The sequence below is a fragment of the Methanofollis sp. genome, assembly GCF_028702905.1.
In the GTDB taxonomy this organism is placed as follows: domain Archaea; phylum Halobacteriota; class Methanomicrobia; order Methanomicrobiales; family Methanofollaceae; genus Methanofollis.
Genome location: NZ_JAQVNX010000002.1, coordinates 71232 through 82902 on the forward strand (window position 1 = coordinate 71232; position 11671 = coordinate 82902).

The following is an 11671-nucleotide window of genomic DNA, read 5'->3' on the forward strand; positions in this document are numbered from 1 at the left end:
CGGGATCAGATCCCGCCCCGCCTCCTCTTCCAGACTTCGAGGAGACCGAAACACCCGGTGAGCATCATGTCTCCGAAGGGCGACGCCTGGTAGGCGTCGGGCAGGAGGCGCGTCCTGTTCGGGCCGGTGACGGCGACCGGCGTTATGCCTGTCGCCTCCCTGACCGCGGCGCCGTGCCCGCCGTCCTCGAAGATCTCCTCGTTCGTCAGGGTGCCCTCCTGGAGTTTCCGGATGTACAGTTTCAGTTTTTCAGGGTCAAGGGAGGAGGTGTGGTGCTCGAAGATGCCGCAGACGCGGCCGCCCTTCAGGGTGAAGGTGAGGGTGTGGCCGTTGCCGGCGTTCACGAGCGTGACCCCTGTCTCCGCCATCTCCGCGACCCGCGGATCGAGGAGGGTGCCGATCGCCGCCACCGGCCCCGTGTCGGTGACGAGGGCACCGGGGGCGTCCCCGAGGACGGCCTGCATCCTGGACATCGAGGGGTGCGGCGGGTCGGGGGCAAGGGCGAAGAGGTCCCAGTCCCCTTTCTCCAGCAAGTCCAGGAAGACCGCAAAGCGGTGGATGCGATTGGAGGTCTTCGGCGCGAAGCCATGGTCCTGCACCGCGATCGCGATCCTTTCCGGATAGGGCACGCCAAAGAGGGAGAGGGCCGACCGGAGTTCGGCTTCCATGTAGTCGGCCGTCCGCACCGTCACCGCACCCGCCGGCGCCGTCTCGGTGATGGCGACGCCGAACGCCCGCACGCGGTCGGGGTCGTCGTGGATGGTGAGTGCCGCCGCAGGGGTGGCACTGACAGGGACGCCGGCGGCAAGGGCCTTCTGTACCGCCATGACAGTCCCGCCGCCGCCCATGCAGATTCCTTCCAGGTGGACGGGACGATCCGATCGTGCGGCCTCGCGGATGGCGGTGCCGACGACGACCGTCGGGGAGGGGAGGACGAGTTTCACCGAATTCTCGACCGGTTGGCCGGGGTCATACAGGAGGACGTCCTGCGTCCCCCGGCCCACGTCGATCGCAAGAATGCGGCGGTCGCTCATCCTTACACCCCCAGTTTCCCCTTTGTCAGCGGTTCGCCGTGATACTCCCTGAAGCGCTTCAGGGAGACGGTCAGGTCGCGGGTGAAGGCGAAGTAGCCGATCTGCGTCTTTTGGCAGAGGTTCATCGCCATGTCATAGAGGCCGCGGGGGTCGGGCCGCGCCTCGCCGAGCCAGATGTGGAAGATGTTGCCGCCGTCCACGATCGGGAAGAAGACGTGCTCGATCTCCATCCTCTTCGTAAGAGGGACGTCTGCACCCGGCGCGACATGGGTGCCGTTCGTGTAGTAGACAGGAAGATCGCGGGTGTTCCCGCAGTCGGCGACGGCGGTCTCGACGTCGCCCTGCATCACCGCAAGAGCCGCCTCGCGGAAGTGGTCGTCGAGCATGTCGGCGACTGCGAAGCGCTGACCCGTCGTCTCCGCGGGCGTCCGCGCCAGGGCGAGGGTCATCCCGGTCTTCTCCGAGATCTCGCGGGCATGGAGTTCCATCTCGGTCATTGCACGGACAGCAAGTTTGAATGCCTTCTTGCTCTCGTGGATCTGCTGGCCTGTGTGGTGCTGGACCATCTCGTTCACGCCGACGACGCCGATCGTGTAGACCAGACTGTCGAGGTCGACGGCCACCGCACCCCTCTCGCCGGTGTTCGGGTCTTTCGGCCTCTGCATCGCAAAGGGCATCCGGCCGTTCGTCCGGATCGTCTCCATCCACCGTCTCTTGATCTGGAAGACCTCCGCGGCGACGTCCATGAGGGCCTTCAGTTCGGCAAAGAGACGTTCGTCGTCACCTTCGGCACGGTACGCCGCCCGCGGGCAGTTGACGGAGACGACCTGCCAGGAACCCATCGAGAAATGCTTTGCGTCCCTGAAATAGAGTTTGTCCTCGAAGGAGACGTCCTTCTCGATGGTGGAGGAAAATTGATACGCGCAGCATTGATAGCACGAGATCCCCTTCCCGGCCCCGCGATACGGCGGGAGCTGGTTGTCGTAGTACGGGGTGCCGAACTTGGAGGCGAGTTCGAAGGTGAGCAGGTAGAGGTCGCGGTACGTGGGCAGGTCAGGGTGCCGCCTGTTGAACTCCTCGTCCTCCTCCATGAAGTCGGGCTCGATGGAGATCTCGGGCTTGGGGAAGGAGAAGGGTTTGCCCCAGTAGTCGCCTTCGAGCATCACCTCGATCAGGGCCTTGAAGAGGAGGCGGACCTCGCGCTCGAACTCGCCGTAGGTCCGGAGGGGCGCCTGCGTGCCGTCCCAGACCTTGCCCTTGTACACGCAGGGCTTGTCCCGCCAGAGGGTCGGGACGCCCGGCGAGAGCTGGACAGAGGAGAAGACGAGTTGTCCGCCGCGGGCGACCATCATCTGGGTCATCTCGTAGACGAACATCTGCATCAACTGCTTCATCTCGCCGTACTCCATTCCCTCGATGTATGGGGAGAGGAAGGTGAGGAAGTTGTAGTAGCCCTGGCCACCCGCGAAGTTCGTCTGCGCACTCCCGAGTGCCTTGACCGCGTGAAGGACGGCGACTTCGGCGCGTTTTGCCGGGCCGGCGACCGAGGCCTTCGTGCCGTTGCCGTCGGGCATCAGGCCGTAGTAGAAGAAGTACCGGAGGTCCCAGTCCTGGCAGTTGTGCACGAGCAGGCCGTCAGAGGCATAGAAGGTGTGGCTCTCCTCCGAACCGTCGCCGTCCAGGAAGAGGTCATAGACATACTCGCCCGAGGGCGCGACCTCACCTATGGCGACGACCTCCTCGCCGCGGGGCGTGCGGGCGATCGGGTTCACCCCGGCACAGAAGCGGTCGACGTGCTCCTGCCTGTCGTCGAGGAACCTGGCCCACTTCGCGAAGGTCCTGATATTTGCCGAACCGTTGATCTGGAGGCGGTAGAGGGTCGTGCGGTCCTCCTCGGCATAGAGTTCGACGACCTGCGGGTGCATCCCGAGGGAGGAGAGGAGGAGAGAGAGTTCCTGCCGCAGGGAGGCCGAGACGGTGGTGTAATTGACGATGCAGTCCGACTTTTCCGGCCTGTAATACGCGGAGCCGTCGCCGGTGAAGAGTGCCGAGAGGAACTCCGTGAGGAGGGCGTCGTCCAGGTGCCAGACAAGCCAGGGCAGACGCTTCTTCGCCGCACCCTCAGGAATGGCAAAGACGTACCTGAAGAGGAGGTACCCGAGTTTCCCGCCGAAGTAGACCTGCATCGCCCGGTCATGCTCGACCCTGACGCCATGGATCTCGGTCACGTCGGGCGTGCCGCCTGAAAGGGTCGCATAGCCACCGAGCACCGCCCTGACATCGGCGACGACCGCCTCAGACTGGTGGTTCTCGGTGATGGCGAGGTTGTACGTGCTGCCAGGGACGACGTCGTAATTCCCCTCGGAGACAAAGAACCCGAGGAGACGGCAGAGGGCCGGGGTGACAGGCAGGACGGCCGGGAGGTCGTGCTCGCTGCCCGCGACGCCGACCGTCAGGTCGCCGTAGTCGGCGATGCCGTAGTGGTCGCAGAGTTTCCTGAAGACCGTGAGGGGCATGGTGCCGCGGGTGAACCACTCCCCATGATGCTCGATGCCGAGGGCGCGGGATATCCCGGTATAACTCCCCTCTATCTCGGAGAGTTTGTCAAAGAGGGAGCGGGCACCCCGCACCGAGACCGTCTCCAGGTATTCGGGGGGTACGGATGCGGAGAGTTCCCTGACCAGGTCGACCGTATCGACGGACTCGCCGCGGAGTGACAATGTCTCGTCAGGGCCATAGAGCAGGTCGCCCTCCTGCACCTCGCCGGCCTTTGTGATCTGCATCGTCCCGTCTGCCAGGACAGGGATCCTGTGCTCCCGCGTGGCGCGGAGGGTCTTGCCGGTGGCCGTGCGGATGCGGAGCGTCTCGCCCTCCTTGACCGGGCGTCGGGTGACCTTCTGCACCGCCCGGTAGCCCTGCGGCGTGAGGACGGCGAGGTCGGCCGGGAGATATGCGTCGCCGTCGAGAGGCAGTTCGTCCAGCCGCATCGTCAGGTGCCGGCCGGAGACGCGGAAAGGAACGACCGTGCTCCCGTCGAGACAAAACGGGCGCGTACCAAAGTACTCGAGGTCGTGGACGTGGAGGTCGCCCGCGAGGTGGCGGTCCGCGAGTTCGGGCGGGAGCTGGAGGAGGTACTGCTCCTTGGAGATCTTGTCGGCCTTCTTCTTGTGCGAGGTCTCGGCGTTCTCCTGGAGGTTCGCGTTGTCGTGGGCCTCGAAACCGCGGCCGACGTCGATGAGGTGGGCGTCGAAGACAGGGGTGCCGACGCGGGTGCAGACGTTCCTGTACTGGACCATCCCCTTCTCCAGGAAGGTCATATTCACGATCTCGCGGATCAGGGGGCCGGAGAGGGAGCGGAGTCCCAGTTTCCTGATCCTCTCCTCGACCTCCTTTGCGATCTCCCCGGCCTGCTCGGGCGTCGCCCCGGCATAACCGTAGAAGTCCTCGACCAGTTTTGTCTCCTTCTCTATCTGGGCGATGATCTTCGACCGGTCCCACTCGAAGATATGGCCCTCGGACGACCTGACCCTGGGGAGTGGGGGGAGGAAAACACCGTCAAGGGTCGCCTGCCGGGACAGGGAAGATCCGGAACTGTCCTTTCCGGGCATGCCCGAGCCCTGCCTCTTCTGCGTCTCCACCGTCACTCACCCGCGGCAATCCGGTCGACGACGTCCTCCCGCAGAAGGCCCTTCTCGAAGAGGTCGGAAGAGGTGTAAAAATCGTCTTCACCGCACCGCAGGACAGGCGCCTCGTTCACAAAGACGCCGTTCACCCGTAGTTCGGTGAGTGATTCGGCTGAGGACATGTCCTCCTCGACGAAGGGATAGCCCCGTGCCGTGAGATAGTCCTTCAGGAGTTCGCAGTGCGGACAGCATTCGAGAGTATATACGATGAATTGCGGATAATCAGCCATGAAAACACTCCCACGATCCTGGTTCAGGCGATCGGTTCAGCCCGTATAGTATCGGGATGATCCCATATGGATTGATCCCATAGGAATGGAAGACCTTCACTGTCAGAGAGAATCAAGTTTATGATTTCGTCCGATGGTGCTTTGTAGCATGGTTGTGATATAGTGGAGATACTATGGTGCGGGCTTTTGTCGCGATCGAACTCTCTGACGAGGTCAGGGAGAGCCTGCGCGCGGCGCAGGACCGGCTCCGCATGAGCACGGCCAGGCTGAGCCTGGTGAACCCGGCGCTGGCGCACATCACGCTCAAGTTCCTCGGCGAGGTGGAACAGGAGCGGATCGGGGCCGTGGAGGACGCCCTGCGCGGCGTGAAGGGGAGGGCGTACCCCCTGACTGTCGGCGGCGTCGGCGGGAACAACCCCGGGCGGCCGCGGGTTGTCTGGTGCGCGGTGGACGACGGCGGAGAGACCGCACGTCTGGCCGATAGGGTCGAAAAGGCTCTCGGCCCTCTCGGTTTCCCGCGGGAGAAGCGGGCCTTCACGCCCCATGTCACCCTGGCGCGGGTGAAAGAGTTCGACCCGTCCCTGCTCGAATTGGTCCAGGAACTTGCCGCGACCGGGATGGGCACCTGCACGATCGACCGTATCGTCCTGAAAGAATCGACCCTGACCCCCACGGGCCCGGTCTACGAGACTCTTCTGGAGGTGCCTCTCGGTGAGGAATGAGGTCGAGGAGAGGGTGCTCGCCCGGATCAGACCAATGCCGGGCGAGGAGGAGGAGATCATCGGGGTCGCAGAGGAGATCATCGATGCGATCAACAGGTCAGGAAGGGCCGAGGCGATGCTCGTCGGTTCGGTGGCGAGGGGTACCTGGGTACGAGGCGACCGCGACCTCGACATCTTCATGCTCCATGACCCGGCACTGCCCCGCGAGTACCTGGAGAAGGAGGGGCTCACCCTCGCACGGGATGTCGCAAAAAAGTTCGGGGAGAGTTGGCGGGAGAAGTATGCCGAGCACCCGTACATCAACGCGACGATCCGGGGTCTCGACGTCGACCTGGTCCCCTGCTACAAGGTGGCGAGCGGGGCCGAGATCAGGAGCGCGGTGGACAGGACGCCCTTCCACACCCGGTATATCAGGGAGAGGATCAGGCCGTTTGCCGACGATGTCCTCCTGCTGAAACAGTTCACGAAGGCAGGCGGGGTCTATGGCTCGGACCAGATGACAGAGGGCTTTGCGGGCTACCTCTGCGAACTCCTGGTCCTGCACTTCGGCGGTTTCACGCCTCTCGTGACGGCGGCGGCGCGGTGGAAGCCGGGCCTGTCCATCGATATCGAGCACCACGCGGTGCGCGAGTTCTCCGAGCCGATGATCGTCGTCGACCCGGTGGACCCGAAGAGGAATGTGGCGGCCTCGGTCTCGATCACCCAGATGTTTTCCTTCGTGGAGCTCTGCCGGGGGTACCTGGAGATGCCGTCGGAGACCTTCTTTTTCCCGCCCCGCCGCGAGGCGCTCGACAGAGAGGACTTTGCCGCGGAACTCGCACGGCGGGGGACGAAGTTGTATGCGGTCTCCTTCGCGACACCGCCCTTCATCCCCGACGTCGTCGTCCCGCAGCTCCGCCGGAGCCTTGAGGGGGTCCGCGCCCTCCTCGAACGCTCGGGCTTTGTGGTGAACCGGGCCGAGGAGGCGATGGGGGAGGAGAGGTGTATCCTCGTCTTCGAACTTTTCTGCGACGAGATGCCGGGGATCGTGCGGCACTTCGGCCCGCCTGTCTGGAGCCGGGAGAATGCGGCGAAGTTTGCCGCGAAGTGGCGCGGGGAGGAGATGTTTGCCGGGCCATATATCGAGGACGGTCGGTATGTCGTCGAGATTGCCCGGAAGTACACGCAGGCCGCCGACCTCCTCCGGTCGCCGGAGGTGCTCGGCGTCGGCCTGGGCAAGCACGTCAAGAAGGCGATGGACAACGAGTGGCAGGTGCTCGAAGGGCCGGCGTGCTGGGACAAGGAGTTCGCCGCCTTCCTCACCGCGTTCCTCCGGAAGGAGACGGCGCTGACAGGGATCCTGCGGGTGAGTCCCTGAGAGGGATCAGGAAGATAATTTTCCGTCTCCCTATCCTGTTTTTCTTCCCGGCGCCCTATCGCTCCGAGGGAAGTGTCGATCCCCTGCCTTCCCCCACTCTCCCCCGGGGGACTGACGCCTACGGACCCCCGATCCAGGATAGGGCCGGGGAAGGATGGACCCTCCACTCTGAAGGGCTGCCATCCACCCCCCCCTATCGCAATGGGGGGGACCGGGGGGCTCTGCCCTCCGGAGGAGGACGCCGATCCACTGCCTTCCCTCAACAGTTCGCCGGGGGACTCCACCGAAAATCAAAGATTTTTTCGAACTTGCTATCGCTCGTTGCCCCCGGACTCCCGATCCAGGATAGGATCCGGGAAGACTGAACAGGATATCCGAGGCGAGACATCACAGTCCCTCCCTGACAGAGTTCACGCAGCATGCCTGTCATCATCTCTGACGATCGCAGAGAGTACCAGCGAGAGTACCGAGAGGATAAGCCCGATAGAAATCGTGGAGTGGAAACCGGAAAGGAAGGTTGCGGAGTCGAGGTCGGTGAATGCCACCAGGCCGTCGGAGGCCGTTATGAAGGTGAAGATCGTTGCATACAGGGCTGTTCCGAGGACGCCGCCGAGGTAGACGGTGGTGATCATGAGCGAGGATCCGGTCCCCTCCTCGCCTTCCGGGGCGCATTCGATAATTCTGCTCGATGCAGGCCCACCGGCAATCCCGAAGGCGGCTCCCATCATTACAAGGGCGAAAAGCAGAGGGACAACTCCTGCTTCAGGGACATATGTGGCGAAGATGCAGTTGAAAACGATGATCACCAGGCACGCGGCGACAACAAACCACCTGCGGCCGTACCTGTCAGACAATCTGCCGAACGTGATGCCGAGGAGGGCTGTGATCGCCGGGGGAATTAAGAGGTACATGCCGCTCGTTGCCATGGAAAACTCCATTTCCGCGGCGAGGTAGAAGGGCAGGAGGTACAGCACCCCCATATACACGACGTTGATGAGCAGAAATGCGGTCAGGACGGAGGTGAACTGCCATGTGCCGAAGACGCGGATGTTGATGAGGGGCGCCGGCGTCTTCAGTTCCCTGATGATGAAGAGCGATGCAAACAGGACGCAGAGTGTTGCGCAGACGAGGATCAGGGGGTCTGCTATGCCGAGGGCCGCGACGTCCTCGAGCACGAAGATGCCGGAGACCGTTGCGCCAAAGAGCGTGGCAGCTCCGGCAAAGTCGAACGGCGTTTTATCCTCTATCGGGTGGTCTGTGGGGATGACCCTGGAGGCGAAGAGGATGCCGATGATCCCTATCGGGATGTTGATCAGGAAGATCCAGTGCCACGAGAGGTAGTGGGTGAGAATTCCTCCGATGGCAGGGCCTGCGGCAAAGCCGATCGAACTCGCGGCAGTGAGGACGCCAAGAGCGATGCCAAGCATCCGCGGCGGAAGATATCTGACACAGAGGAGCGGCGCAACGGCAGCGATCATGGCGGCACCGATCCCCTGGACGATCCGTGAGGCAAGGAGGATGGGGAGGGCGGGGGAGAGACCGCAGGCGGCGGATGCGAGGGTGAATATGATGAATCCGCTGATGAAGATCATTTTCATGAGGCCGCGGTCTGCGATCTTTCCGAAGACGAGGAGGAAACCTGCCATCATGAGGAGATAGGTGATGATGACCCAGGCAATTGTCCCGATGTCTGTGTCGAAGTCTGCGGCGATTGTCGGGAGAGCGACGTTCACGATCGAGCCGTCGAGTCCGTCCATAATTGTGCCGAGAGCGACCGCCCCGAGGAGGAGTTTCTGGCGAAGGGGATCGGTGATTACGGATGTCATTCCAGTATAGCGTGACGTGGCGAATTTCATATATACTTGGGTAAAATCGACATTTACCCGCACAGGGCAGGATTTATCTCCCCGCGTACACTCTGCCGCGACAGGGAGCGCGGGGTCCAGGTGCGGAGACGAGGCCCCGGGTGAGGACTCCGTGCGACCGGGCAACGCCTCAGGCAGACCCATGACATGTCTTCAGGGGAAAGAGCACAGGTCAGGTGCCTTCCCCTATCCCGAGACCACGCCGTCGAGGAAGGTGCCGAGGATCTCTCGGGAGAGATGGTCCATCTCCTCCTCCCACCCCCGTGCATAGGCGAGGACGACCCCGGCAGGGGGAGGCGGCACGATCCGCCCTACCTCCATTCCTCCGGCGTTAAAAGAGGTTATCGGAGGGCTGCTTCGCCCTCCTCTCCGGTCCGCACCCTGATCACGCGTTCGACCGGGATCACGAAGATCTTGCCGTCGCCGATCTGGCCGGTCTGTGCGGCCCCTGCGATGGCGGCGATGGCCCCGTCCACCTTCTCGTCAGGGACGACCAGTTCGATCCTGGTCTTCGGGAAGAAGTCGACGACGTACTCGGCGCCGCGCCACTGCTGCCTGACGCCCTTCTGCTGGCCCCTCCCCTTCACCTCGGAGACAGTCATGGAGACCATCCCGATACCTTCGAGGGCGGCCTTCACGTCATCGAATTTCGTCGATCTGATGATTGCCTCGATCTTTTTCATCGCTCCACCTCTGTCGCGGGCTCTGTGGCCACGAAGTTCGGGTAGGCCGACATCCCGTGCTCACCGATGTCAAGGCCCTGCAACTCCTCGGCAGCCGAGACCCGTATGCCCACGACCGCCTTCAGGAGGCCGAAGAGGACGAGGCCGGTGCCGAAGGCCCAGACGAAGTTGACCGCAACCGATAAAGCCTGCACGGCGAAGAACCCCGCGTTGCCGTACAGGAGCCCGGTCACGCCGCCATAGGTGCCGTCGGCAAACAGGCCGAGGGCCAGGAGGCCCCAGGCGCCGTTGATCCCGTGGACGGAGATCGCACCGACAGGGTCGTCGATGTGGAGTTTCCAGTCCAGGAACCAGACGCCGACGACCACAAGGGCACCGGCGACGATGCCGATCAGCACCGAGATCTGGGGGCTCACCCAGGCGCACCCGGCGGTGATGGCGACAAGCCCGGCGATCGCCGCGTTGCCCGACATCGAGACATCGGGTTTGCCGTGCCAGGCCCAGGTGATCAGCATCGCGGTGACGAGGGACGCCGCCGCGGCCAGTGTGGTGTTTGCCGCAATGACCGAGATCCTGAGGCTGTCCGCAGCGAGCGTCGAACCGCAGTTGAAGCCGTACCACCCGAACCAGAGCACGAATACACCCAGGATGCCCAGGGTCACCGAGTGGCCGGGGATCGCACGGGGCGTGCCGTCCTTTGCATACTTGCCGATGCGGGGGCCGAGCAGGAGTGCACCGGCCAGGGCGAGCCAGCCGCCGAGGGCGTGGACGACGCCGGAACCCGCGAAGTCGAGGGCGCCGAGGTCTGCAAGCCAGCCGCCGCCCCAGAGCCAGTGGCCGTAGAGAGGGTAGATCACAGCGGTGATCACGGCGCTGGCGATGACATAGGTCGAGAACTTGCACCTTTCAGAGACAGACCCCGAGACGATCGTGGCGGCGGTCGCCGCAAAGACCATCTGGAAGAACCAGGACTGGATGGTGGTGACATCGTAGGCGTCGCCGAGCAGGAAGAAGCCCGACCAGCCGAAGAGCCAGTTCATGCCCTCCATCGTGCCGTACATGACGGCGAAGCCGACCGCCCAGTAGGCGAGGGCGCCGACGGAGAAGTCCATCAGGTTCTTCATCATGATGTTCGCCGCGTTCTTCGCCCTGGTGAACCCGGTCTCGACCATGGAGAACCCGGCCTGCATGAACATCACCATGAACCCGCAGACAAGGACCCAGATAAAGTCGAGGGCCATTCCCGGATCCTCCTCAAGAGTCGCCGTCCCGTCGGGGTCTGCGGCCAGGGCAGGCACCGCAAAGAGCCCGATACAGGCGACGATAAGAAGCGCCAGAATGTTTTTTCGCACAGACATGGTTTTTCACTGCTCCCATACTCGAGGAGATGGAACAATGTTTCCTTCAGACGGTTATAAAATTAACTCACAGAAAGGGAGAATAACGTCCCAGAACCGCGATAGGCGGGCATGACAGGAGGGAAAATCACGAAAAGAAAAGAGATGCAAGGAAATGCAGCACCCATAAGGGCTTTATTCTCGCATAAGGCCGACATAGAAGATAATTTTTGATATCAGGCCACCTTAATCGGACATAATCGCGATGCGCCCGATAGGATGGGTTCGATGCGATGGGGCCGCCTCGCCCATGCCGGTTCTCCATGGGCGAACCCGCGATCATCACCCTCACGCGGTGGAGGGTCTGAAGACCTACCGGGGGATCTTCTCCAGGGCGCTCTCGATCCTCTCGACCCTCTGTTCGGTCTCTTCCAGGGCCGTCGCGATCCGGTCGAGGTACTTTTTCAGCCACCCGAGGACGACCAGCACCAGCGCCACGACCGCAAGAGATGGGAAGAGCAGGGGGACGTTCATAATGTTCAGAGTAAGAAGGCCACCGACGAGCAGGGCCATAAAATACGCCCCGCAGAAGAGCATCGCCGTCCCGACGACCATTTGTGCAAGCTGACGATATTCCATGGACTCACCTGATGCCTCCGCGGCCGGGGGGCATTGTCGAAGGTTCTCTCACCTGAATGGGGACGGGCGCACCATTATATCTTTCTTTTCTGTAGTGCCAGTTCCGGGGGACTGTCACACA

10 protein-coding genes are annotated in these 11671 nt (G+C 62.9%); 2 read left to right on the top strand and 8 right to left on the bottom strand.

The window, feature by feature from the left end; all coding sequences use genetic code 11:
• Positions 1 to 5: 5 nt before the first annotated feature.
• From PHP59_RS00825 to PHP59_RS00835, 3 genes are read right to left on the bottom strand one after another with little or no spacing between them, the layout of a single operon-like run.
• Entirely contained in the window at positions 6 to 1034 is a 1029-nt protein-coding gene (locus tag PHP59_RS00825) for a DUF1786 domain-containing protein (RefSeq protein ID WP_300162128.1), read from the bottom strand.
• A 2-nt stretch (positions 1035 to 1036) separates the two neighbouring features.
• Positions 1037 to 4642: an anaerobic ribonucleoside-triphosphate reductase gene (gene nrdD / locus PHP59_RS00830; RefSeq protein WP_300162164.1), complete on the bottom strand. Its 3606-nt coding sequence runs from the start codon at positions 4640 to 4642 to the stop codon at positions 1037 to 1039.
• 32 nt (positions 4643 to 4674) lie between these two features.
• Positions 4675 to 4947 carry an NrdH-redoxin gene (locus PHP59_RS00835; protein WP_067049054.1) on the bottom strand — a complete coding sequence of 91 codons (273 nt, stop codon included), beginning with the start codon at positions 4945 to 4947 and terminating at the stop codon, positions 4675 to 4677.
• A gap of 173 nt (positions 4948 to 5120) precedes the next feature.
• Here PHP59_RS00835 and thpR point away from each other — a divergent pair, with 173 nt between their 5' ends.
• Both thpR and cca read left to right on the top strand, forming a co-directional pair.
• Positions 5121 to 5669, top strand: a complete 549-nt coding sequence (gene thpR, locus PHP59_RS00840; RefSeq protein WP_300162134.1) for an RNA 2',3'-cyclic phosphodiesterase — start codon at positions 5121 to 5123, stop codon at positions 5667 to 5669.
• Complete coding sequence (gene cca / locus PHP59_RS00845) at positions 5659 to 7026, top strand: CCA tRNA nucleotidyltransferase (protein WP_366943694.1); 1368 nt, start codon at positions 5659 to 5661, stop codon at positions 7024 to 7026. The genes thpR and cca overlap by 11 nt, the downstream gene beginning before the upstream one ends.
• 410 nt (positions 7027 to 7436) lie before the next feature.
• Here the strand turns inward: cca and PHP59_RS00850 are convergent, their stop codons facing one another.
• The 5 genes from PHP59_RS00850 to PHP59_RS00870 form a co-directional block, all read right to left on the bottom strand.
• The gene (locus PHP59_RS00850) at positions 7437 to 8852 is read right to left on the bottom strand and encodes an MFS transporter (RefSeq protein WP_300162137.1); all 1416 of its coding nucleotides are present in this window, start codon (positions 8850 to 8852) and stop codon (positions 7437 to 7439) included.
• A gap of 225 nt (positions 8853 to 9077) precedes the next feature.
• A complete protein-coding gene (locus PHP59_RS00855) occupies positions 9078 to 9212 on the bottom strand; it encodes a hypothetical protein (RefSeq protein WP_300162140.1) in 135 nt (44 codons plus the stop codon).
• Between the two features lie 20 nt (positions 9213 to 9232).
• Positions 9233 to 9574: a P-II family nitrogen regulator gene (locus PHP59_RS00860; RefSeq protein WP_300162143.1), complete on the bottom strand. Its 342-nt coding sequence runs from the start codon at positions 9572 to 9574 to the stop codon at positions 9233 to 9235.
• Positions 9571 to 10932, bottom strand: a complete 1362-nt coding sequence (locus PHP59_RS00865) for an ammonium transporter (protein ID WP_300162146.1) — start codon at positions 10930 to 10932, stop codon at positions 9571 to 9573. Before PHP59_RS00865 ends, PHP59_RS00860 begins: the two co-directional genes overlap by 4 nt.
• 351 nt (positions 10933 to 11283) lie before the next feature.
• Positions 11284 to 11550 (bottom strand): hypothetical protein, encoded by a 267-nt coding sequence (locus PHP59_RS00870; RefSeq protein WP_300162149.1) that lies wholly within the window; start codon positions 11548 to 11550, stop codon positions 11284 to 11286.
• Positions 11551 to 11671 lie beyond the last annotated feature (121 nt).

Excerpts from the sequence above, each read along its gene's own strand:
- PHP59_RS00850 (WP_300162137.1), bottom strand. The coding sequence starts at position 8,852 with ATGACATCCGTAATCACCGATCCCCTTCGCCAGAAACTCCTCCTCGGG.
- PHP59_RS00835 (WP_067049054.1), bottom strand. The coding sequence starts at position 4,947 with ATGGCTGATTATCCGCAATTCATCGTATATACTCTCGAATGCTGTCCG.
- PHP59_RS00855 (WP_300162140.1), bottom strand. The coding sequence starts at position 9,212 with ATGGAGGTAGGGCGGATCGTGCCGCCTCCCCCTGCCGGGGTCGTCCTC.
- thpR (WP_300162134.1), top strand. The coding sequence starts at position 5,121 with ATGGTGCGGGCTTTTGTCGCGATCGAACTCTCTGACGAGGTCAGGGAG.
- PHP59_RS00865 (WP_300162146.1), bottom strand. The coding sequence starts at position 10,932 with ATGTCTGTGCGAAAAAACATTCTGGCGCTTCTTATCGTCGCCTGTATC.
- PHP59_RS00860 (WP_300162143.1), bottom strand. The coding sequence starts at position 9,574 with ATGAAAAAGATCGAGGCAATCATCAGATCGACGAAATTCGATGACGTG.
- nrdD (WP_300162164.1), bottom strand. The coding sequence starts at position 4,642 with ATGCCCGGAAAGGACAGTTCCGGATCTTCCCTGTCCCGGCAGGCGACC.
- PHP59_RS00825 (WP_300162128.1), bottom strand. The coding sequence starts at position 1,034 with ATGAGCGACCGCCGCATTCTTGCGATCGACGTGGGCCGGGGGACGCAG.
- PHP59_RS00870 (WP_300162149.1), bottom strand. The coding sequence starts at position 11,550 with ATGGAATATCGTCAGCTTGCACAAATGGTCGTCGGGACGGCGATGCTC.